Origin of the sequence: Craurococcus roseus, from assembly GCF_039523795.1 — a bacterium.
In the GTDB taxonomy this organism is placed as follows: domain Bacteria; phylum Pseudomonadota; class Alphaproteobacteria; order Acetobacterales; family Acetobacteraceae; genus Craurococcus; species Craurococcus roseus.
In genome coordinates, this window is the sequence record NZ_BAAAFZ010000008.1 from 377196 (window position 1) to 399353 (window position 22158).

Genomic DNA, 22158 nt, shown 5'->3' on the forward strand with positions numbered 1-22158 from the left:
CGGTCCTCATTGGGCCGAGGTGCCGCGGGTGACCAGGCGGCCGGCCAGCGCCATGGCCCGGTCGAGGGCGAAGCCGACGAGGCCGACATAGGCGAGGGCCACGACGATGTCGGACAGGTTGGAGCTGTTCCAGGCGTCCCAGATGAAGAAGCCGATGCCCACGCCGCCGATCAGCATCTCGGCCGCGATGATGGCGAGCCAGGACAGGCCGACGCCGATGCGGAGCCCCGTGAAGATGTACGGCGCGGCGGCGGGCAGGATGATGCGCGCGAAGTAGGCCGGGCCGCGCAGGCGGATCACCGCGGCGACGTTGCGGTAGTCCTGCGGCACGTTCCGCACGCCGACCGCGGTGTTGATGATGATCGGCCAGATCGAGGTGATGAAGATCACGAAGATCGCCGAAGGCTGCGCCTCGCGGAACGCGGCGAGCGAGAGCGGCAGCCAGGCGAGCGGCGGCACCGTCCGCAACACTTGGAACAGCGGGTCGAGGCCCCGCGTGGCGAGCTTCGAGGTGCCGATCAGCAGGCCGGTGGCGATGCCCGCGCCGGCCGCCAGGGCGAAACCCACCGCCACGCGCTGAAGGCTGGCCAGCAGGTGCCAGAACAGGCCCTTGTCCAGCCCGCCGCGGTCGAAGAACGGGTCGGTGATCAGCTCCGACGAGTCCGCCCACACCTTGGACGGCGGCGGCAGTGTGGCGTTGGGGCCGCTCGCCACCACCTCCCACAAGCCGGCCAGGGCCAGCACGACCAGGAGGGGCGGCAGGACGGCGTCCAAGGTCGGGCGCAGCCGCGCGGCGAGGGACCGCTCGGGCATCAGGGCCGGTTCGGCGACCGAGACGGGTGCGGCGGCGGGCGCCGGTTTCGACGTTGCGATGTTCATGGTCGTCAAGCCGCCGCTGTCTTCTTGATGGAAAGGGAGGCGAGGTAGGCGGAGGGATTCTCTGGATCGAAGTTCTTGCCGTCGAAGAAGGTCTCGCGGCCACGGCTGGTCCCGCTGGGCACCTCGGCGTTCGGCACGCCGGCGCGGGCGGCGGCGGCGCGCCAGACGCCCTCGCGGTTCACCTCGCCGATGAGCTTCGCCGTGTCCGTGCCCTCCGGCAGCACGCCCCAGCGGATGTCCTCCGTCAGGAACCAGAGGTCGTGGCTGCGGAACGGGTAGGAGGCGTGGTCGCGCCAGAACTTCATCAGCAGGGGCGAGTCCTGGGCCTTGCGGCCGTCGCCGTAGTCGATGTTCCCCTGGCTGCGGGCCAGGATGTCCGCCACCGGCACGTTGAACCAGGCGCGGCGGCCGACGATCGCGCACATCTCCTGCTTGTTGGCCGGCTCGTCGCACCACCGCTGCGCCTCGATCACGGCGGCGGTCAGCGCCTCGGTGGCGCGCGGGTTGCGCTCCACGAAGTCGGCGCGCAGCGCGAAGGACTTCTCCGGGTGGTCGCGCCACAGCTCGCCGGTGACGCAGGCGGTGTAGCCGAGCTTCTGGTTCACGAGCTGGTCGTTCCAGGGCTCGCCCACGCAGAAGGCGTCCATGGTGCCGACCTTCATGTTGGCCACCATTTGCGGCGGCGGCACCACGATGGTCTGCACCTCCTTGTCCGGGTCGATGCCGGCGGCGGCGAGCCAGTAGCGTATCCACAGGTCGTGCGTGCCGCCGCGGAAGGTCATGGCGACCTTGCTGTCGGCGCTCACCGCGCGGCGTAGGCCGGAGGCGTCGAGCCTGGCGCCGGTCGCCGCGTGCTTGGCGGCGACGGAGATCGCTTGGCCGTTCGTGTTCAGCCGCGCCAGGATCGCCATCGGGACCGGCTGGCCGTTCTGGGTGATGCGGCCCGTGTGCATCAGGTAGGGCATCGGCGTCAGGATGTGCGCGCCATCGATGCCGCCGGAGCCGCCGCCGAGCACGAGGTTGTCGCGCGTCGCGCCCCAGCTCGCCTGCTTGGACACCTCGACCTCGGGCATCCCGTGCTTGGCGAAGAGGCCCTTCTCCTTGGCGACGATCAGCGGCGAGGCGTCGGTGAGGGCGATGTAGCCGAGCGTGGCCTTCCGTACCTCCGGCATGGCGGGGCTCTGGGCGAAGGCGCCGCGCGGCGTCGCGGCACGGGCGGCGGCGAGCAGGGCTGCGGTGGCGGCAATCGCTTGGCGGCGGCCAAGGGGGAACGGCTTGTTCATGCGGCGATCTCCTCGGGAAGCGTGACGCGGTCCGGTTCGGACTCGCCGACCAGGGAAGCGGCGGCGCGCCAGATGGCGTCGCCGTAGGGGGCCAGGGCCTCGGCCGCGGGCACGGAAGCGGGCAGGTGGTTCCAGCGGCGCATCTGCCCGAGCCACCACGCGGCGGCCTCGGCGCGCGCGAGGGTGGCCGGTCGGAAGCGGAGCGGCGCGGAAAGGAGGCGCGTCGCGCCGCCGGGCGCGGCGGGGACGCGCCCCTCGAAGGCCAGCCGCACGGTGTCCCGCGACAGCGCCGGGAAGACCCGCGCGTGCATCAGGGCGACGGCGTCGTCGCGGTTCGCCGGGTCGTCGAGCCAGCGCGCGGCAGCGATGCCGGTGGCGGTGAGCGCGACGGCCGCCTCCCGCGGCAAGCCCTCGCGGAAGGCCAGCACCTTCTCCGGATGATCCGGCCAGATGTCGCCGGTGGCGAGCGCGACGCGGCCGGCACCGATGGCCGCCGCGTGGCTGCCCCAGGGCTCGCCGGCGCAGAAGCCGTCCACCTCCCCGTCCGCCAAGGCGCGGACCGCGCGGACCGGCGGCACCACCGCCAAGGTCAGGTCGCGGTCCGGGTCGAGGCCGCCGAGGGCGAGCCAGTGCCGGAGCAGGTAGTTGTGGGAGGAGAACGGGAACACGGCGGCCAAGCGCACCGGCGGGCGCCCGGCGACCCCACGGGCCCGGACCGCGGCGGCGAAGGCGTCCGGCGCCAGCGCGCCCTGCCCGTCCACCCCGGCTTCGTCGGCCAGAGCGCTCGACAAGGTTATGGTGTTGCCGTTGCAGCCGATCCCGGCGCCTACGGACAACCGCGCCGAGACGCCGCCCAACCCGCTGGCGAGGGCGATCGGCATGGGGCCGAGCATCTGCGCGCCGTCCAGCGCACCGAGGGCGACCTTGTCGCGGACGGTGGCCCAGGAGCCTTCTTCGGACAAAGACACCCGTAGGCCCTGGCGGGCGAAGAAGCCCAACTCGTCCCCGGCCAGCAATGGGGCCGCGTCGGTGAGCGCCACATAGCCTATGCGGAGCAGGGACGTGGGCGGCAAGGTCGCTCTCCTACGACCCTGGGAAGGGTCGGGAGGCGGGCCGCCATTGGACCGCCGCGAAGGGTTCCGGGCCCTGTTCTGGCGCACGCCGTTGCGCGCCGACCCGTCACGCTGCAATGCACCATCGCGCGCGGGCCGCGCAAGGCGTTTTTGCGGTCATTTTAAGCAACTGAAGCAAATCAGCCCATAAAGAACGCATCAACGTTCATAATCGCCTAATCTGTGCCCAGAACAGCCTGCGCGGCCTCGGCCAAGCGGACGCCGCGGTCCATGGCCATGCGGCGGAGGCGCCGGTAGGCCTCCTGCTCCGTGAGCCGGCGGGTCTCCATCAACCGCGCCTTGGCGGCGTCGATCACCTTGCGGGCGGCCAGCGTGGCGCGCGTCGTCTCCAGTTCTTCGCGCAAGACTTGGTGGGCGCGGAAGCGTCGGATGGCGACCTCGATCACCGGGCGTACCCGGTTGGGGGTGAGCCCTTCCACCACGTAGGCGGCGACTCCCGCTTCGAGCGCCGCTTCGATCTGCTCGGGCTCGCCCCGGTTGGCGAAGAGGACGACGGGCCGCGGCTCGTCGCGGTTCAGGACGCGCATGCTTTCCAGCGCGTCGCGGCTCGGGTCGTCCAGGTCGCAGACGATGACCTCGGCGCGGGACTCGCGGACGCGGCGGGTCAGATCGGCGGCGTCGGGCGCCACGGCCACCACGTCGCACCCGGCTTCGGCCAGCCCGGCCGCAACCAAGGCGGCGCGCTCGGCCATCCCGTCCACCAGCAGAACACGCAAGCGCGCCTTCCTCCAAACCCCTGAGGTGCCGCCGTGCCGCGTTCTCCCGCTTCGATTGTGCGGCGCGGCGCGGCGGAGGTGAAGCCCTTGAACCTCCTCAGGACGGACGGCGCGTCACGCCGAGAAGCGTTCCACCCGCGGCCCTGCCGGCGGCGCGTGTGCGATCTCGCGGGCGAGCTTGCGGCGGACGGCGGGCGCGAAGGCTTCGAAGCTCTCCGCGACCACCAGGAAGGCGCCGGACCCTCCGATGACGGAATCGCGGTAGTACTCGTCGAGGGGCGGGCGTGGACGAAGCGACTTCCCGGGCGCGGCGGGCGGCGGCTCGGCGTCGAGGATCGCCAATCCGTTCAGCACGATGCCGCGGTCCAGGGCGTCGTCCCTCGCCTGTTCCAGCGTGCGGCCGGGCCGGGCCGCGTTGTCCGCCCCGTCTCCCGAGATGTCGACGACGCGCCGCGTGCCCTCGAAGCCGCTCCGGCTGAACAGGCCCGCGGCGAAGTCGATGGCGCCCGAGATCGAAGTGTAGAGGCCGGTCGCCCGGGGCGCCGCGCCGACGGCGGCCGCGAAGGCCCGGGCCGCCCCGACCCCGTCGATGCGCGTCCAGGGGACGAGCACCTGCTGGTGGTCGGGGTCGGACCATACGAAGAGCGTACAAGCGATGGCGCCGATCGGCCCTCCGCGAATTCGACGGGCGAGTTCCGGAGCCTGAAAGGCGGCCGAGTACCCCCGGAACTGGAGCTCCATCTCTTCGGGTTTGATGGAACTGCTGACGTCCACCGCCAGCACGAGTTCAAGGTCCACGGGCTCAGGCCCGTCCAAGGTCGCCGCCCGAGCCGGGCGCCGCGACATTGCGGCCGCGGCCGCGACGCCTCCCCGCATCATGTTTCGTCGCCGCATCAGGCCATCCCCCATTTGGGCCACCCGTGCGCCGGCTTTCATCCCTTTGCCAAGTTAGCTCGCGGTTATTGTGCAATGCAACATACAGCTTGCGGTATCTCGCGCCATGTTCGGTGAAGCACCAGCGTGGGCCTGTTGCGGTACCGACCAGGGTTCATTTCGTAATAAAGTTACCCTCAAGCGCGGCCCCCTCCCCTGGATGGTAGAGCGGGGCACCGCTTTACTCGGCGCCGACAACGACCGTGGCGCTGCAAGGCTCCGGCACGGCGCGTCGACGCGAAGGGGGCTTAGGCGTGCGGTGGAGCATGGCGGTGGCGGGGCTTGTCGCGTGGCCTGCGGAAGAGGCCGCAACCGTGACGGTCCGCGCCTCCCTCGGTGAGCGAGGCGTACGGTGAGCGAAGGGAACGCCGGACGTTGCGCCGGTGGCGGCGCCGGCACATCGGCGGCCATCCTCGTCGCCGTCCTGCTCTCGATCGCCCCCGCGATGCTCGTGCGCATCCCGCCGGTGCTGGACTACCCCAACCACTACGTCCGCCTTTGGCTGCTCACCGGCGGGGTGGATCATCCGCCCCTTTCGCAGATCTACGCCGTCGATTGGTCGCGCGCGTCGACGAACATCGCGATGGACTTGGTCGCCGTTGGCCTAGCCGGAATCGTGCCTCTCGGCGTCATCGCGGCGTTGATGCTGGCGCTGGCGATCGCCTTGCCCCCGCTGGGCGTGGCCCTGCTGGGGCGGCAGGTGTTCGGTGCCTTCCACTGGTGGCACGTCGCCTGCTTCGTGCTGGCTTGGAACTGGGTGCTTCTGGCCGGCTTCGTCAATTTCGAGATATCGCTCGGCCTTGCCTTGGTCGGCGCGGCGCTCGACCTCCGTTTGGCGAAGCACGGCGCCGCCGTCGTGGTGCCGCTCAGGATCGTCATGGGCGGTGTCGTGCTCGTCGCGCACGCCTTCGGGTTCCTGTTCTACGCGGCCTTGCTGGGAGGCCTCGCGCTCGGTCCGGCCCTCGCCCCGCTCCTCTCCCCCGGTGCGGCGGGGCGGGCAGTCCTCCGCGCGGTCCTTACCTGCCTGTCGCTGGCCGCGCCGGTGCTCCTGCTCCTTGTGCTCGCGCCCACCTTGCCGGGCGAGACCGGCGACGCCCCGCCTTCGCCCATCGTCTGGCAGGAGCGCAGCGTCTTCGCTTACGTGTCCACCTTGTTGACGGGGCTCAAGACATACCGATTCCCCGTCGACATCGCCTTCGGCCTTCTCCTCGCCGCGCCCGTCCTCGCCGCCCTGTTCCTCAGGCGGCTCCGCGCCCATGCGGGGTTGTTGGTCACCGGCGTTGTGCTCACCATCGGCGCGATCCTGATGCCGCGCGCGATCCTCGACAGCGGCGGGATAGAAACCAGGCTGCCCTGCATGGTCGCGTTGACCTTCGCCGCGGCGGTGCTGCCGGACCTCAGGCTGCCGCGGCGCTGGGCGACGGTCGCGGCGGCGGTGGCCGTGCTGGTCGTGGCGGGACGGGCCGGGTGGATCGGGCGCATCTGGGTCGATCGGCAGTCCGACATCGTTTCGGTCGACCGCGCGCTCGCGCATGTGCCGCCCGGCGCCGCGGTCCTGCCCCTGGAGCACCTGCCGGCCGCCGCCGACCTCGCCCGCGCGCCGCTCGGCCGCTTCTTCGGCAGTAGGACGCCCACCTATTGGCATTACCCGACCCTCGCCATCATGGAGCGCCGAGCCTTCGTGCCGCACCTTTTCACGATCGCCGGCAAGCAGCCGTTGCGCGTCCTGCCGCCCTGGGACGCGATCTCCGTGCCCGAAGGGCCCCTCGCGCCCGTGGACAAGCTGGGCGACCCTTCGACGCTGGCCGGGCCTTACCTGGGCCGCTGGCGGGAGTGCTTCGACTACATACTCGTCGTGAACGCCGACATGCCCAACGCAGGCGGCCCCCTACCCGCCTCGCCCGCCATCGCGCCGGTCGCCGACGAAGGCTTCGCGCGGCTGTATCGGATCGACCGGCCCGGCGCCGGCCCCGCCGCCTGCGGCTGACGCGGCCTGGGCCGGCGCGGCGTAAACGAAGCGGCCGCTCAACAGGTAGCCGGCCGCGAAGGTGGCGAGGACGGACACCGCCTTGGCGGCGACGTCCGGCAGAAAGGGCAGCGCGGCGGCGATGGCCGCGACCGACACGCCCAGGCAGAGGGCGGTGACGGCGGCAAAGCGCAGCACCCGGGCCGCCGACGCGAGCCGCGCCCCGCGGTCGCCGAAGGTCAGCAGCCCGTTGGCGACGTAGCTGTGCGCCGAGCCCGTCAGGAAGCCGAGCGCGCTGGCCGCGACGGGCCCCACGCCGAGCACGCGCGTGAGCGCCAGGAACACCCCGAAATCCACCGCTGTGTTGGCGACGCCGACCGCCGCGAAGAGCAGTGGGCGGCGCACCCCTGCCCTCAAAGGGCTTGCGTGGAGGCGCCCGGCACGTTCTGGTTCGCCGCGGCGTCTTGCCGCATCGCGGTCCACAGGCCTTGTTGCGCCCCGGGGCTGAGGCGGGAAAAGTCGGTCGGCAAGGCGTGGGCGTTGCGGCCCGCCAACACCGTGTCCACTAGGAAGAGCGGTCGCGCCTTCACCTCTTGGAACAGCCGCCCGACATACTCGCCGAGGATGCCGAGGACGATTAGTTGCACCGCGCCGAACAGCGTTATCGCCGCCATGGTGCTCGACCAGCCGGCGACGGTGCCGCCCTGGGCCCAGCGCCACAGCGTATAAGCCAGCAAAGGCACCGCCAGCCCCGCCGCGGCGACGCCGAGCCAGGACGCCAAGCGCAGCGGCGCGGTCGAGAAGCTGGTGATCGCGTCCAGCGCGAAGGCCACCATCTTGCGCAGCGGATACCCGGTGGTGCCGGCGTGGCGGGCCTGGCGCTCGTAGGGCAGCGGCATTTGCCGGCCGCCCACCCAACTCACCATGCCGCGGATGAAGCGCTGCCGTTCGGGCATGGCGGCCAGCGCGTCCACGACCCGGCGGCTCATGAGCCGGAAGTCGCCGGTGTCGCGCGGGATGGGCGTGCCGGACAGGCGGCCGAGCAGGCGGTAGAAGCCCGCGGCCGTGGCGCGCTTGAACACCGTTTCGCCTTCGCGGCGCGTGCGCTGGCCGTAAACGACCTCGGCGCCCTCGTCCATCACCCGCGACATCGGCGCCAGCAGCTCCGGCGGGTCTTGGAGGTCGGCGTCGATCAGGAGCACGGCTCGCCGCGCGCCAGCGACAAGCCGGCCGTCGCGGCGAGTTGGTGGCCGTGGTTGCGCATCAGCCGGACGCCGACGACGCACGGGTCGGTCCCGGTCAGCTCGGAGATAACGTCCCATGTCGCGTCGCGTGAGCCATCGTCCACCAGGACGATCTCGTACTCCGCGGCCCGGTGCCCGTCCCCGAGTGCCATCACGGCGGCGGAGGCGCGCCGGTGGAACTCCCGCAAGTTCTCCGCCTCGTTGTAGCACGGGGCGACGATCGATACGCGGATGCGGTCGTCTTGGCGGAGCATGTGCGCGCTGTCCCGAGGTCAGGGGCGGCGTCGGAAGACTCGCCGACGGCCCGCCCTTAACTTGGAACCGTGAACATTGCAACGAACCGCCATCACCGCAACGATGCGAAATCGTTGCGTTTGTCTGGAGGCTGTTACGGACCATGCGCCAGGCCCACGCGGTGGAGCATGAGGCAGGCGAAGGCGACGAAGTGCAGGCCGCGGAGGGTGTCGGGCAGGCGCTCGTAGTCGCGCACGAGCCTGCGGCAGCGCGTGGCCCAGGCTGAGGCGCGCTCGACGCCCCAGCGGCGGGGCAGCAGCACGAAGCCGCGCTTGGCCTCGGGCAGCTTGACCAACTTCAGCGCGATGCCGTGCTCGGCGGCGGCCCGCGCGGGCTTTTCGCCCGTGTAGCCCTGGCCCACGTAGGCGAGGTCCACGCTCTGCCCCGTCGCCTGCTGGACCGCCCCGGCCAGTTCGGCCACCGCGGCGCGGTCGTCGGCGCTGGCGGGCGTGACGTGCAAGGCCAGCAGGTGCCCCAGCGTGTCCACGGCGATGTGAACCTTGCTGCCCTTCTTGCGTTTCGCGCTGTCGTAACCCGCCCGGTGCCCGCTTTCGGGCGTGGAGCGGAGCGTGCGGCTGCCGAGCACCGCGGCGGACGGGGCCGGTTCGCGCTGGGCGGTCGCCCGCAGCAGCGCCCGCAGGTCGGGTGCGAGGCGCTCGAAGTAGCCCGCCCGGAGCCAGCGGCGGGCTTGGTCGTACACCGCGTGCCGGGGCGGCAGGTCGTTGGGCAGCAGGCGCCACGGCGCGCCGGAGCGCACGAGGTGGCGCAACGCGTTGAACACCTCGCGCAGGCTGTGCTGGCGCTGCGCGGCATCCTCGGGCAGCAGCGCCAGGTAGGGCGCCACCAGCGCCCACTCGTCGCCGGACACGTCGGAGGGGTAAGGCTCGCGGGCGGGCGTCATGGTTCGAGCGGCGCTGAACGCGACGGCCGCGTCCACCAGCGCCGCGCGCACGCCGGAGGTGCCGACATCGCTTCCGACCGCGACGCCCTCGGCCACGCCGCCGGAAGCGCTCAGCCGCGGAGCGCGGCGATGGCGCGGTCGTACGGAGGGCGGGCAAACACGGCCGATCCCGCCACCAGCACCGACGCGCCCGCTTCGACGGCGAGCGGCGCCGTTTCGGGCGTGATCCCGCCGTCCACCTCGATGCGGATCGCGCGGTCGCCGATCATCGCCCGGAGGCGGCGTATCTTCTCCAGTTGCCCCGGCAGGAAGGCTTGGCCGCCGAAGCCCGGGTTCACGGTCATCACCAAGACGAGGTCGATCCGGTCCAGCACGTAGGCCACCGCGCTCTCCGGCGTGGCGGGGTTGAGCGACACGCCGGCCCTCCTCCCGAGCGCCGCAATGGCCTGGAGGGTGCGGTCGAGGTGCGTCGTGGCCTCGGCGTGGACGATGATCCGGTCGGCGCCCGCCTTGGCGAAAGCTTCCAGGTACGGGTCAGCGGGCGCGATCATCAGGTGGGTGTCGAAGCACTTCGCCGAGCAAGGCCGGATGGCGCGCACCAACTCGGGGCCGAAGGTGATGTTGGGCACAAAGTGGCCGTCCATCACGTCGAGGTGAATCCAGTCGGCGCCGGCCTCGTCCACCGCCCGCACTTCCTCGCCGAGCCGCGCGAAGTCGGCCGAAAGGATGGAAGGCGCGATGAGCGGGCCGGTCGTCACGCGGCCTGCCCGGCCGAAGCGTGCAAGCCGTCAGCGTCACTCGCCACGACGCGGCTCGTCAGGATCTCGTCGGGGCCGATCGTCATGGGGTCCTCTGCGGGTGGAGCTCGTCGCTGAACCCGATGTTCACCGCCCAGACGTTCCGCTGGCAATGGGCCGCTTGCGCCTTGCCTCGGCCGTCGGCGAGGTCGGGTTCACGGCTCGGGCGGCGCCATAGAACAGGCGGCCTCTTTCGAAGCGCCAGGCCGCCCTCGCAGCCGTTCGTTGGAGGCGAATGGCAGCGTCGGCGCGACACGGCGCGGAGAGACGCCGGCAGACGAACCTTCGAACCTCCGAGTAGCGCCGAAAGCAGAACCACGCTCCGCCCCGTCACGCCGGCCTGAGCGCGCGGACCGTCGCTTCGAGCGCGGTGCGGCCCAACGCCTCGACGGCGTCGGCGATGGTGCCGTGGAACCGCGCGAAGGCCTGGGTCGCTTGGCCGACGGCGGTGTCCGCGCCGCAGCCCAACCCGTCGAGCGCGCCGGTGGCCCAGGCGTAGTGGCGCGCTTCGTCCTCCGCGTGTCGCCGGAGGAGGGCGGACAGTTCCGGCGGGTACGGCTGGGCCGCATAGCGGGCGTACTTCTCCCGCGACTGCCATTCGTTCGAAACGAAAGCGAGCAGGACGGCCCGGTCGCCGCCGGGCAGACCAGCCATCTGCACCCCGAGCTTGAGGAGGCCGGTCGGGAGGTGCGGAAGCGTCAGCGGAACGCCGCCGTGCTTCCGGATCTGCGCGGAGAGGTCGCGCACGTGCCGTTCGTGGTCGGCCCGGAACGCCTCCATTGCTTGCCGCAGGTCCGGCCGGCGCAGTCCTGCGATGGCCACCGAATAGGCGGGCAGCGCGTCGGACTCCAGTTGGAGGAGGTCGGTGAGGCCGGCAAGCAAGGCCGCGTTGTGCTTCGGGGTGTCGCCCCCGACTGTCCGCTCGCTCAAGAGTTCCGTCTCCGGCTCGATATGTCGGGCGGGTGCCCCCCGGCGGCCCGCCATTGTCGGTGGCAACAGCGCAGCCCGGGTCGCGTTTCCTGGCGCCACTTCGATTCCGGAGTACGGCAGGAGTCAGGCCGCCGCCTCGCGTTCGAGTTCGGCGTTCAGCACCGCGCCGGCCGGCACGGCCGCGCTGGACAGCCAGGCCCAGTTCATGAGGACGACCACCGCGCCGAGCGAGCCGTAGATCCGGTCGTAGCCGCCGACCCGCGCGGCGTAAGCGGAGAACACCACCGAACCGAGCAGCCAGGCGGACGCGGCCAGGGCTCCGCCCAGCTCACCCACCTCCACCGCGGACACGCGCGGCTCGCCCCGCACCGGTAGGCCGCGGCCAAAACCGCAGAAACCGCCACGAGGAGGACCGGCCAACGACCGAAGCGGAGCGCCGCGCCGGCGCCGCTCCCGGCCCCTGTCTCGGCGCCGAACACGGCCGGGGCGGCGATGGCGCCGAGAGCGAAAATGAGGAAAGCCCCGGCGCAGAGCGCGAACACCAGCGCCGTGGCGTAAAGGCTTAGCAGGCTCCGGCTTTCCCGCTCGCCGTAGGCAGCGTTCAAAGCGCCGAAGAGCTGCGCCGCGGCCGCGGTCCCGCTCCAGAGCGCCGCTGCGGCAGCCGCCAAGCCGGCGCCCGGGCCCAAGCCGACGTTCGGCCTTGCGGCCAGGCGGCCCAAGAGTTCCCCGGCGACCTCGGCCGGGCCGGCCGGCAGTTCGCTCGACGCGCCGTCACGCAACCTCCCCGCCACCGACGCGGGGTCGACGAGCAAGCCGAAGAGCCACACCGAGGCCGCCAACGCCGGGAACAGCGCGAGCCGGGCGTAGAACACCACGGCCGCCGCCTCGCCCAGCAAGCGCTTCTCGGCCATCCGAAAGAACGCCCGGCGCAACGCCTCACGCCAGCGGCGCGCGGAAACGCCGGACGGGGCGGCCGGGCCGCGCGCCCCCTGGCCCAGGCACATCGCTGCCGCGGGCGAGGGGCTTCCGTGCTGTGCTCGGTCAGGATCGCCACCATGCGACTTTGCAGCGCGCAAGGGCCGGTCGGGACCGTTCCTTGGGGCTTGGCGTGTGGAACGAGGGATCCGGGGCGCGGCAGCGACCGCGCGGTGGCGGGGCGCCATGGCCCTCAGGCGCCCGACAAAGCCATCGTGGCGATACGCATCCAGGTGTTGGAACTCGCTTTCGGCCGTACAGGAGGCTGCGCCGGCGGGCCATGGCTTCATCGCGCTTCCAGGACCGTTGCGCGCGGCGCAGATGGGAACGCCGGAAGCGGGCAGGACCAAAGGGAACGCTTATTCTCAGCGCTTCAAGGGAGCAGGCCGGTCCGGTCCAACAAGCCGAGCAGGTATGCCGCTGCGACGGCTCCGGCGACGCACAGCAGCACGCCCAAACCTATGATGGCGCGGTTGCGCCGCGGCGCCGGCGCCGCTTCGGAGCCGGCGCGCCGCCCGTCAGCCGGATCCTGCACCGAAGAACGTCTCCCGTGTGAAGAGCGTGTGGTCCGCTTCGAACACCATCACGGCCACGAAGACCAGCACCAGCACCGGCGGGAGCAGGATGGCGTAGGCTAGGGCCAGCCTCTCCCACGCCATGTGCATGAAGACGGCGACGATCAGACCCGCCTTCAGCATCATGAACAGCAGGATCAAGGACCACCTGAGCAGCCCCTGGAGGTGGAAGTAGTCCACGAGGTAGGAGAAGGCGCTGAGGACGAACAGCCATCCCCAGACCACGAGGTAGAGCTTGATCGGGTGCTGCTGCCCTTCGGTCGATGCCGCCGCCGTCGCCTGCGCCATGCCCCGCTCCTACCAGAGGTAAAACAGCGCGAAGATGAACACCCAGACCAGATCGACGAAGTGCCAGTAGAGGCCCATGATCTCGACGACCTCGTAGCGGCCCTTCCGGCTGGTGAAGAAGCCGGGACGCCCCTGGTCGAAGTCCCCGCGCCAGACCTTGCGCGCGACGATGAGCAGGAAGATCACCCCGATCGTCACGTGGGTGCCGTGGAAGCCCGTGATCATGAAGAAGGACGACCCGAACTGGGCCGCGCCCCAAGGGTTGCCCCACGGCCGCACCCCCTCGTGGATGAGCTTGGACCACTCGAAGGCCTGCATGCCCACGAAGGTCGCGCCGAACGCCGCCGTCACCAGCATGAGGATCGCAGTCTTTGCGCGGTCGCGGCGGTAGCCGTAGTTGACCGCCATCGCCATCGTGCCGCTGCTGCTGATCAGCACGAAGGTCATGATGGCGATCAGGATCAGCGGCAGGTGCGCGCCGCCGATCTCCAACGCGAAGACCTCGCTCGGATTCGGCCAGGGCTCGGTCGTGGACATCCGTACCGTCATGTAGGACAGCAGGAAGCAGCCGAAGATGAAGGTGTCGCTGAGGAGGAAGATCCACATCATGGCCTTCCCCCAGGACGCGCCCTTGAACGCGCGCTGGTCGGAGGACCAGTCGGAAACGAAGGTCCGCCAGCCCGCGGCGGGCAGTGTGGCGGCCTCTCTCACGTGCGTCGGCGCGGTGTCCGGCATGGGCCGATCCTATCCGAATGAGCCGGTGCAGATCGCGTAGAGCCACATGAAGGAGGGCGAATACGCGAGAAGGGCGAAGAGGACGATCCAGACCGCGAGCAGGAAATGCCAGTAGGTGGCGCAAAGCTCGACGCCCAGGCGCAGCGCCTCCATCCCCACGCCGAGCCGCAACTTGGCGGCCGTTCTGCCCAGGGCGACCAAGCCGCCCAGCACATGCAGCCCGTGGACCGCAGTGATCAGGTAGAAGAACGAATCGGCCGGGTTGGTCGTCAGGCGGTAGCCCGCGGCCGTGAGCTGCTTCCACGCGAGGATCTGGCCGAGGAGAAAAGCCACGGCGGCGAGCCCGCCGACCAGCAGCCAGGAGCGCACCCCGTCCAAGTCATCCCGGTGCGCCGCGGTCCGCGCCCGGTGCAGCGCGACGCTGCTCAGCACCAGCACGCCCGTGTTGACCCAGAGCAGCCGCGGCTGGGGCAGCGGCCGCCAATCCTCCATGTCCATGCGCATGGTGTAGGCGCTGACGAGGAGCACCAGCAGCGAGCCGGCGACGGCGAGGAAGACGCCCAGCCCGATCTTCGCCGTCGGCAGCGGGGACGCGCCCGTGTCCGGGACGTGCCCGGCGGGGCCGGTCTCCAGCCAGGGCTTGGTTGCGAGCCCTTGCCGCGACAGCCACCAGCCCACGAACGCCGCCAGCGCGACCACGAACAGCAGGGTGAAGATCATGCGTGCGCCCCCGCCGGCGCGCGCGGCGATGGCGGCTCGTTCTGCGGGATGAAGTCCCGTTCGGCGCCGGGCACGCTGTAGTCGTAGGCCCAGCGGTAAACCACCGGCAGTTCCTTGCCGAAGTTGCCGTGTCCCGGCGGGGTTTCGGGCGTCTGCCATTCCAGCGTGGTGGCGTTCCAGGGGTTGGGGCCGGCCTCCCTCCCCCTCCTCAAGCTCCAGGCCAGGTTGAACAGGAAGACGAGTTGGGCGAAGCCCACCACCAGGGCCACCACGCTGATGAAGGCGTTCAGCGTGCCGGCCGAGGCCGGGACGAAGGCGGTCTCCCCGATCTCGTGGTAGCGCCGCGGCACGCCCAAAAGGCCGAGGTAGTGCATAGGGAAGAAGATCGCGTAGGCGCCGAGGAAGGTGACCCAGAAATGGAACTTGCCCATCGCCTCGTCCAGCATCCGCCCGGTGATCTTCGGGTACCAGTGGTAGATGCCACCGAAGATCACCATGATCGGCGCGACGCCCATCACCATGTGGAAGTGCGCGACCACGAACATCGTGTCGGACAGCGGCACGTCCACGACCACGTTGCCGAGGAACAGGCCGGTCAGCCCGCCGTTCACGAAGGTGACGATGAAGCCCAGGGCGAACAGCATCGGCACGGTCAGGTGGATGTCGCCGCGCCACAGGGTCAGCAGCCAATTGTAGACCTTGATCGCGGTCGGGACGGCGATGATCAGCGTCGTCGTGGCGAAGAAGAAGCCGAAATACGGATGCATCCCGCTGACGTACATGTGGTGCGCCCACACGATGAAGGAGAGCGCGCCGATGCCGACGATCGCCCACACCATCATGCGGTAGCCGAAGATGTTGCGCCGCGCGTGGACGCTGATCAGGTCGGAGACGATGCCGAAGGCCGGCAGGGCGACGATGTAGACCTCGGGGTGGCCGAAGAACCAGAACAGGTGCTGGAACAGGATCGGGCTGCCCCCGCCGTACTTCAGTTGCTGCCCCATCTCGACGAGGGACGGCATGAAGAAGCTGGTGCCGAGCAGGCGGTCGAACAGCATCATCACCGCGGCGACGAAGAGCGCGGGGAAGGCCAGCAGCGCCATAACGGTGGCGGTGAAGATGCCCCAGACGGTGAGCGGCATCCGCATCAGCGTCATGCCCCGCGCGCGCGCCTGCAGCACGGTCACCACGTAGTTCAGCCCGCCCATGGTGAAGCCGATGATGAACAGCGCGAGGGACAGGAGCATCAGGATGATGCCCCATTCCTGCCCGCCAGGGGTTCCGGACAGGATCGCCTGCGGCGGGTAGAGGGTCCAGCCGGCGCCGGTCGGTCCGCCCGGCGCGAAGAAGCTCGCCACCAGCACCAGCACCGCGAGCAGGTAGATCCAGTAGCTCAGCATGTTTACGTAGGGGAACACCATGTCCCGCGCGCCGACCATCAGCGGGATGAGGTAGTTGCCGAAGCCCCCCAGGAACAACGCGGTGAGCAGGTACACCACCATGATCATCCCGTGCATGGTGATGAACTGGTAGTAGCCGGCCGGGTCGATGAAGGAGAAGGTGCCGGGGAAGCCGAGTTGCAGGCGCATCAGCCACGAGAGCACCAACGCGACGAGCCCGATCGCCGTCGCGGTGAGCGCGTACTGGATGCCTATGGTCTTGGCGTCCTGGCTGAAGACGTACTTCGTCACCCAGCTATGCGGGTGGTAAAGCTCGACCTCGGCGACCTCGGCGGGCGGGATGGCTTGGTCCGCGCCAGGCGCGACACTGCTCATCGGGTACCCTCCTCATCCCCTCCGGTTCACCTCGCCTGCGCCAGCGCCAATTGGGCGAAGGTCCGCTGCCTGTTCAGCCACACCGCGTGCTCGGTCTCGCTCTGGACCACCACCCGGCCGCGCATGACCGCGTGCCCCACACCGCACAGCTCGGCGCAGAGCACCTCGAAGGTTCCGGTCCTGGTGGGCGTGAACCAGAAGTAGGTGACCGAGCCCGGCACCATGTCCATTTTCGCGCGGAACTCGGGCACGTAGAAATCGTGCAGGACGTCGATCGAGCGGAGCAGCACCTTGACCGGCTTGCCGATCGGGAGGTGCAGGTCCTCGGCCTCGATCACGACGTCGTCCTGCCCGGCCGCGTCGTGCGGGTTCAGGCCCAGCGGGTTGTCGAGGCCGATGTGGCGGATGTCGGAGGTGCCGAGCTTCCCGTCCTCGCCCGGCAGGCGGTAGCTCCATTGCCACTGCCGGCCCACGACTTCGATCTCCACCGCGTCACGCGGGACGGTGACGAACTGGTTCCAGACGAACAGGCCGGGGGCCAGCATCGCCGCGACGCCCACAGCGGTCGCCACGGTGAGCCACCATTCCAGGCGCTTGTTCTCGGGCTCGTAAGCCGCCTTCGCTCCATGCCGGTGCCGGAAGCGGAATACGCAGTACGCCATGAAGAGGACGACGGCGACGAACACCACGCCCGTGATCCAGAAGGTGATCACGATGGTCTGGTCGATGTACTGCCAATTCGAGGCGATCGGCGTCCACCACCACGGGCTCAGCAAGTGGAACACCACCGAGCCGACAGCGATCAGCACCAGTGCCAGCGCGACCGCCATGCCCCGTCACCCTCGCCTTCGGAGGGTTCTGGGCTTGGACGGACTGGGCCTTGTCAGCCGCTTCTCCGGGCGCAACGCTCCGGGAGGACCGGCTTCTCGCCGGTCAGAGCCGAGGCCCCTCGGCGAAGAGGGCCTCACGCCTTCACCTGCGGCCAACGTACCGTCAGCCATGGCGCCACCCCGCTGCTCCGTTCCCGCGAACGGTCGCTGCACCGACGGCGACGCAACAACTCTGACGCCGCCGGTGTCATCCGCGGCAACCTGCGTTCCCGCATCGTTATGCACCGCGCCGGCCGCTGTCAATCAAGACCGGAGCGGGCCGCTCGACGGGGATGGCCGGGTCTGACGCGGCGCCCCCCCCCGTCTCGGTGTGGGGCCTGTGCCGTTCCCCAGCGGGCCGCGGCCCGGTCCGTGGCCCGGCCCGTGGCCCGCCGACGGAAGCCGGCGCGAGCGGTTGCTCCCGCCCGGGGCGGCTGCAATAAATTGCAGGCGCCGCGCCGTTCCTGCCTTTGCATGCGGGGCCCGGACCGGTCCACATTCGCAAGAGCAAGAAACGTCCGGCCATCGCCGCGAGTCGGCGCGCCGGGACCAGGGAGGCAGGAGACCAAGGATGCCCGACCGCGCCCCGATCGCAACCACCCGCCGCGGCCTGCTTGTCGGCGCGGCGGGGCTCGCCGCCTCGGCCGGAGCCTTGCCGCGCCCGGCCATCGCCCAAGGGTCGCCGTTGCGCATCGGGCTGATGCTGCCTTTCTCCGGCACCTTCGCGGCGCTCGGCGAGAACATCGCCGCCGCTTTCGAACTCCACCTCCAGGAGCGCGGCGGGCGCATGGGCGGCCGGCCGGTTCAGGTGATCCGCTTGGACGACGAGAGCAATCCGGCCAACGCGGTGCAGAACGTGAACCGCCTGATCGGGCGCGACCGCGCCGAAGCGCTGGTGGGGACCGTGCATTCCGGGGTGGTGATGGCCTTGGTGCAGGCGTCGCGGGAGCGCGGCGTGCCGCTGGTGATCCCCAATGCCGGCAACGTGGCCGCCACGCGCGAGCTGTGCGCGCCCACCGTTTTCCGCGCCTCGTTCAGCAACTGGCAGCCGGCCTACGGGATGGGCTTGGCGCTCGGGAAGCAAGGGGTGAAGCGCGCCGCCTGGATCACCTGGGACTACGCCGCGGGCAACGAAGCGGGCGAGGGCTTCCGCGAAGGGCTGCGCGCCGGCGGCGGCGAGGTGGTGCGCGAACTCAAGCTCCCCTTCCCCGAAACCAACTTCCAGCCGCTGCTAGCGCAGGTGCCGGGGCTGAACGTGGAAGCCGTGGGCTCGTTCTTCGCCGGCGGGGGCGCCGTGCAGTTCGTGCGCGAGTACGCGGCCGCCGGCCTCAAGGAACGGGTGCCGCTGTGCGGCTCCGGCTTCCTCACCGAGGGCACGCTGGCCGCCCAAGGAGCGGCGGCCGAGGGCATCCGCACCGCGCTCCATTATGGCGACGGCCTCGACAATCCCAAGAACCGGACGTTCCGCGCCGCCTTCAAGGAGAAGACGACGCGGGAGGCCGACGTCTACGCCGTACAGGGGTACGACTCGGCGCAATTGCTGGGCGTCGGGCTCGACGCGACGCGCGGCGACCCGGCGGCGGAGCGGGAGTTGGTCCGGGCCATGCGCGGCGCACGCATCGACAGCCCACGCGGCGCCTTCACGCTCTCGCCCTCCCACAACCCGGTGCAGAACATCTACCTGCGGGAAGCGAAGGGCGGGGAGAACCGCGTGATCGGCATCGCGGCGGAGGCGCTGGCCGACCCGGGCACCGGCTGCCGCATGGCTTGAGACGGCACCTGCGGCGGGTGGGTTCCCCATGGACCTGACGGGCCTCTTCGCGCAGGTCCTGAACGGCTTGCAGTACGGGCTTTTGCTGTTCCTCATCAGCAGCGGCCTGACGCTGGTGTTCGGCGTGATGGGCGTGATCAACCTGGCGCACGGCAGCCTGTTCATGGTCGGCGCCTACGCCGCCTGGGCCATCGCGCGGCAGACCGGCGCGCTGTGGCTGGCGTTGCCGGCGGCGGTGCTCGGCGGGCTGCTGATCGGGGCGCTGCTGGAGCGCGGGCTGTTCCGTCGGTTCTACCAACGCGACCACCTGGACCAGGTATTGTTGACCTTCGCCTTGATCCTGTTGTTCGAAGAGGCGCGCTCCTTCCTGGCCGGCAACGACTTCCACAGCGTGCCGGTGCCGGCGGTGCTGGACTTCTCCGTGCCCGTGGCCGGGGACTTCTCCTACTCGGCCTACCGGTTGGCGGTGCTGGCGCTGTGCGTCGCGGTGGCGGCACTGATGTTCCTCGGAATCGAGCGCACGCGCATAGGCAGCGCCGTGCGCGCGGCCGCCGAGAAGCCGGAGATGGTGGACCTGCTCGGCCTCGACGCGAGGCGCATCCACACCCTGGTTTTCGCGGTCGGCACCGCGCTGGCCATGCTGGCCGGCGCGCTCGCGGCGCCCCTGCATTCGGTCTACCCGAACATGGGCGACGGCTTCCTCATCGTCTCCTTCGTGGTGGTGGTGGTGGGCGGCGTCGGCTCGATCGCCGGCGCCTTCTGGGGGGCGCTGCTGATCGGGCTGGTGGACACCTTGGGCAAGGCCTACGCGCCGGCGGTGGCTGGGCTCGCGGTCTACGTGCTGATGGCCGCCGTGCTGCTGGTGCGGCCGCACGGCCTCTTCGCGCGGCGGACCTGATGCTCGCCGTCGCCTCCCGCGCCGGGCACGTCTGGCTGGCGCTGGCGGCGCTCGGGGTGGCGCTGCTGCCGCTCTGGGCCTCGAACTACCACCTCGAACTGGCCTCCACGGCGCTGGTTTCGGCGATGTTCGCGCTCAGCCTGCACCTGCTGGTGGGCGCCGCCGGCATGGTGAGCCTCGGGCACGCCGCCTTCTTCGGCATCGGCGCCTACGCGGTCCACCTGCTGCCGGCGGGGATGTCCGTCCTTCTGACCTTGCCGGCGGCGGCGCTGTTGGCCGCGGCGGCGGCCCTGCCGGTAGGCGCCCTGTCGCTCCGCACGCGCGGCTTCTTCTTCCTGATGACCACGCTCGCCTTCGGGCAGATGCTGTTCTTCGTCTTCCACGACACGCCTCTCGGGGGCGGCAAGGACGGGGTCTTCGTGTCCCGGCCGGCGCTGGAGGCCTTTGGCTTGGTGTGGGAGGTGCCGCGCCGGAACCGGCCGACGGTGCTGCTGCTGCTCAACCTCGGCGTGTTGGTGGCGATGTACGCCGGCCTCGCGGCCCTGCTGCGGACGCTGTTCGGCCGGGCGCTGCTCGGCATCCGCGCCAACGAGGGCCGGATGCGGGCGCTGGGCTACGACACCTTCCGGATCAAGCTGGCGGCCTTTGTGGTGGCGGGCGCCCTGGCCGGCGTTTCCGGCCACATGTGGGCCATGGCCCAGGCCTTCGTGAGCCCGGAGTTGCTCGGCTGGCACCGCTCGGCCGAGGCGCTGCTGATGGTGCTGCTGGGCGGCCTGGGGGCGCTGCACGGGCCTATCCTCGGCGCTTTCGCCTTCATCGGGCTGGGCGAAGCGAGCAACCTGGTGACGGAGCGGCAGAAGCTCGTCGAGGGCTTGGTGATCCTCGCCGTGGTGCTGGCGCTGCCCAAAGGCTTGGCGGGCCTCGGCCTGCGCCGCCGGCCGGCTCGGCCCGCGGCCCCCTCCCCCGCCGGGACGCCGGTGGCGGCGGCCGAGTTGTGACGGCCGCCCTGGAAGCGACAGGGCTGACGCGCCGCTTCGGCGGCCTAGCGGCCGTGTCCGACGTTTCCCTCGCCTTGTCCGTCGGCGAGTTGCACGCCGTCATCGGCCCGAACGGTGCGGGCAAGAGCACGCTGGCGAACCTGCTCTCGGGCGAGTTGGCGCCGAGCGGCGGCGCCGTCCGCCTGGGAGGGCAGGACGTGACCGGCTGGCCGGTTTGGCGGCGCGCCCTGGGCGGCATCGGGCGCTCCTTCCAGAAGGCGAACATCCTCCAGGAGCTGACGGTGCTGGAGAACACCCGGCTCGCCGCGCAGGCCCGCGGGTTCACCCCAGGCCGTTGGCTCCGCCGGGCGGCGCGCGAAGCGGGGCCGGTGTCCGAAGCGCGCGCGGCCTTGGCCCGGGCGGGGCTCGGACCGTGGGAGGACGCGGTAGCGACGACCTTGAGCCACGGGCAATTGCGTCTCCTGGAGATCGCCATGGCTTTGGCGACCGGGCCGCGCGTGCTGCTGCTGGACGAACCGCTGGCCGGCGTGGGGCCGGAGGAGGGCGAGCGCCTCGCCTCCTTGCTCAAGGAGTTGTCGCGGGACCACGCGCTGCTGCTGATCGAGCACGACATGGACGTGGTGTTCGCGGTGGCCGACACGCTGACCGTGATGGTGGACGGCCGCGTCCTGGAGCGCGGCCCGCCGGCGCGCATCCGCGCCTCCGCCGCGGTGCGGGACGCTTACCTCGGCCACGCCGCGTGACGCCGATACTGGAAGCGCGCGGCCTCGCTTCGGGATACGGCGCCGGCCTCGTGCTGCGCGGCGTGGACCTGGCGATCCGCCCCGGCGAGGCGATCGGCCTCATGGGCCGGAACGGCATGGGCAAGACCACGCTGATCCGGACCCTCATGGGCCAGGTGCCGGCGCGGGGTGGCCACGTGCTGATCGACGGCGCGGACGCGACCGCGGAGGCGCCGTTCCGCCGGGCCCGCCGGGGCATCGCCGTAGTGCCGGAAGGGCGCGGCGTCTTCGGCACGCTGTCGGTCATGGAGAACCTCCGCCTCGCCGCGCGGCCGGGCGCGGACGGCAGGGTCGATTGGCCGCTCGACCGCGTCATGGCGTTGTTCCCTCGCCTCGCGGAGCGCAGCGGCCACCGCGGCGACCAGCTCTCGGGCGGCGAGCAGCAGATGCTCTCCATCGGCCGGGCGTTGATGACCAGCCCGCGGCTGCTGGTGCTGGACGAGGCGACAGAGGGGCTCGCGCCCCTGATGCGCGACGCGATCTGGGACACCATCCGCGCCGTGCGCCAAGCGGGCATAGCCACGCTGGTGGTGGACAGGACGGTGGCCGCGGTGCTCTCCCTGGTGGACCGGGCGGACATCTTGGTGAAGGGCAGCCTCGCGTGGTCCGGGCCGCCGGAGCGGCTGCAGGCCGATCCGGAAACGATGCACCGGCACCTCGGCGTGTAGCCGGTCCGCCGGGCCTGCCCGACGCGCG

At 71.0% G+C, this 22158-nt stretch carries 21 protein-coding genes and 2 pseudogenes; 6 read left to right on the forward strand and 17 right to left on the reverse strand.

Annotated features, from left to right (window positions below):
- Nucleotides 1-6: 6 nt before the first annotated feature.
- The 5 genes from ntrB to ABD067_RS04725 all read right to left on the reverse strand — a co-directional run bounded on the left by ntrB (nucleotide 7) and on the right by ABD067_RS04725 (nucleotide 4809).
- Entirely contained in the window at nucleotides 7-879 is an 873-nt protein-coding gene (gene ntrB / locus ABD067_RS04705) for a nitrate ABC transporter permease (protein WP_343894180.1), read from the reverse strand.
- A gap of 5 nt (nucleotides 880-884) precedes the next feature.
- The gene (locus ABD067_RS04710) at nucleotides 885-2162 is read right to left on the reverse strand and encodes a CmpA/NrtA family ABC transporter substrate-binding protein (RefSeq protein ID WP_343894011.1); all 1278 of its coding nucleotides are present in this window, start codon (nucleotides 2160-2162) and stop codon (nucleotides 885-887) included.
- On the reverse strand, nucleotides 2159-3235 hold the full coding sequence (locus ABD067_RS04715) for a CmpA/NrtA family ABC transporter substrate-binding protein (protein ID WP_343894012.1): 1077 nt from the start codon (nucleotides 3233-3235) through the stop codon (nucleotides 2159-2161). The genes ABD067_RS04710 and ABD067_RS04715 overlap by 4 nt, the downstream gene beginning before the upstream one ends.
- Before the next feature lie 215 nt (nucleotides 3236-3450).
- A complete protein-coding gene (locus ABD067_RS04720) occupies nucleotides 3451-4011 on the reverse strand; it encodes an ANTAR domain-containing response regulator (protein ID WP_343894013.1) in 561 nt (186 codons plus the stop codon).
- Between the two features lie 114 nt (nucleotides 4012-4125).
- Nucleotides 4126-4809, reverse strand: coding sequence for a DUF1194 domain-containing protein (locus ABD067_RS04725; RefSeq protein WP_343894014.1), 684 nt, complete (start codon nucleotides 4807-4809; stop codon nucleotides 4126-4128).
- A gap of 487 nt (nucleotides 4810-5296) precedes the next feature.
- Here ABD067_RS04725 and ABD067_RS04730 point away from each other — a divergent pair, with 487 nt between their 5' ends.
- Complete coding sequence (locus ABD067_RS04730) at nucleotides 5297-6931, forward strand: hypothetical protein (RefSeq protein ID WP_343894015.1); 1635 nt, start codon at nucleotides 5297-5299, stop codon at nucleotides 6929-6931.
- Here ABD067_RS04730 and ABD067_RS04735 read toward each other — a convergent pair.
- The 12 genes and pseudogenes from ABD067_RS04735 to coxB form a co-directional block, all read right to left on the reverse strand.
- Nucleotides 6833-7315, reverse strand: coding sequence for a GtrA family protein (locus ABD067_RS04735; protein WP_343894016.1), 483 nt, complete (start codon nucleotides 7313-7315; stop codon nucleotides 6833-6835). The genes ABD067_RS04730 and ABD067_RS04735 overlap by 99 nt on opposite strands.
- 8 nt (nucleotides 7316-7323) lie before the next feature.
- Nucleotides 7324-8408 (reverse strand): annotated as a pseudogene (locus ABD067_RS04740) (glycosyltransferase family 2 protein).
- Nucleotides 8409-8542: 134 nt separating this feature from the next.
- Complete coding sequence (locus ABD067_RS04745; RefSeq protein ID WP_343894181.1) at nucleotides 8543-9349, reverse strand: IS5 family transposase; 807 nt, start codon at nucleotides 9347-9349, stop codon at nucleotides 8543-8545.
- Between the two features lie 110 nt (nucleotides 9350-9459).
- A complete protein-coding gene (gene rpe / locus ABD067_RS04750; RefSeq protein WP_343894017.1) occupies nucleotides 9460-10107 on the reverse strand; it encodes a ribulose-phosphate 3-epimerase in 648 nt (215 codons plus the stop codon).
- 369 nt (nucleotides 10108-10476) lie between these two features.
- Nucleotides 10477-11076, reverse strand: a complete 600-nt coding sequence (locus tag ABD067_RS04755; protein WP_343894018.1) for a ferritin-like domain-containing protein — start codon at nucleotides 11074-11076, stop codon at nucleotides 10477-10479.
- Between the two features lie 123 nt (nucleotides 11077-11199).
- Nucleotides 11200-12341, reverse strand: a pseudogene (locus ABD067_RS26350) (YihY/virulence factor BrkB family protein).
- A gap of 83 nt (nucleotides 12342-12424) precedes the next feature.
- Nucleotides 12425-12586 carry a hypothetical protein gene (locus tag ABD067_RS04765; protein ID WP_343894020.1) on the reverse strand — a complete coding sequence of 54 codons (162 nt, stop codon included), beginning with the start codon at nucleotides 12584-12586 and terminating at the stop codon, nucleotides 12425-12427.
- Entirely contained in the window at nucleotides 12570-12914 is a 345-nt protein-coding gene (locus ABD067_RS04770; protein WP_343894021.1) for a cytochrome C oxidase subunit IV family protein, read from the reverse strand. The genes ABD067_RS04765 and ABD067_RS04770 overlap by 17 nt, the downstream gene beginning before the upstream one ends.
- 9 nt (nucleotides 12915-12923) lie before the next feature.
- Complete coding sequence (locus tag ABD067_RS04775) at nucleotides 12924-13649, reverse strand: heme-copper oxidase subunit III family protein (RefSeq protein WP_343894022.1); 726 nt, start codon at nucleotides 13647-13649, stop codon at nucleotides 12924-12926.
- 9 nt (nucleotides 13650-13658) lie between these two features.
- Nucleotides 13659-14369: a cytochrome c oxidase subunit 3 gene (locus ABD067_RS04780; RefSeq protein ID WP_343894023.1), complete on the reverse strand. Its 711-nt coding sequence runs from the start codon at nucleotides 14367-14369 to the stop codon at nucleotides 13659-13661.
- Complete coding sequence (gene ctaD, locus ABD067_RS04785; protein ID WP_343894024.1) at nucleotides 14366-16144, reverse strand: cytochrome c oxidase subunit I; 1779 nt, start codon at nucleotides 16142-16144, stop codon at nucleotides 14366-14368. Before ctaD ends, ABD067_RS04780 begins: the two co-directional genes overlap by 4 nt.
- Before the next feature lie 26 nt (nucleotides 16145-16170).
- On the reverse strand, nucleotides 16171-16974 hold the full coding sequence (gene coxB, locus ABD067_RS04790; protein WP_343894025.1) for a cytochrome c oxidase subunit II: 804 nt from the start codon (nucleotides 16972-16974) through the stop codon (nucleotides 16171-16173).
- A 610-nt stretch (nucleotides 16975-17584) separates the two neighbouring features.
- On the opposite strand from coxB, the gene ABD067_RS04795 reads away from it, so the two are divergent.
- Genes ABD067_RS04795 through ABD067_RS04815 form a run of 5 tightly spaced genes read left to right on the forward strand, consistent with a single transcriptional unit; the run spans nucleotide 17585 to nucleotide 22130 of the window.
- Entirely contained in the window at nucleotides 17585-18784 is a 1200-nt protein-coding gene (locus ABD067_RS04795; protein ID WP_343894026.1) for an ABC transporter substrate-binding protein, read from the forward strand.
- Nucleotides 18785-18812: 28 nt separating this feature from the next.
- A complete protein-coding gene (locus ABD067_RS04800) occupies nucleotides 18813-19682 on the forward strand; it encodes a branched-chain amino acid ABC transporter permease (protein ID WP_343894027.1) in 870 nt (289 codons plus the stop codon).
- Nucleotides 19682-20680, forward strand: coding sequence for a branched-chain amino acid ABC transporter permease (locus ABD067_RS04805; RefSeq protein ID WP_343894028.1), 999 nt, complete (start codon nucleotides 19682-19684; stop codon nucleotides 20678-20680). The genes ABD067_RS04800 and ABD067_RS04805 overlap by 1 nt, the downstream gene beginning before the upstream one ends.
- Nucleotides 20677-21423: an ABC transporter ATP-binding protein gene (locus tag ABD067_RS04810; protein ID WP_343894029.1), complete on the forward strand. Its 747-nt coding sequence runs from the start codon at nucleotides 20677-20679 to the stop codon at nucleotides 21421-21423. The genes ABD067_RS04805 and ABD067_RS04810 overlap by 4 nt, the downstream gene beginning before the upstream one ends.
- The gene (locus ABD067_RS04815) at nucleotides 21420-22130 is read left to right on the forward strand and encodes an ABC transporter ATP-binding protein (RefSeq protein WP_343894030.1); all 711 of its coding nucleotides are present in this window, start codon (nucleotides 21420-21422) and stop codon (nucleotides 22128-22130) included. Before ABD067_RS04810 ends, ABD067_RS04815 begins: the two co-directional genes overlap by 4 nt.
- Nucleotides 22131-22158: the final 28 nt, after the last annotated feature.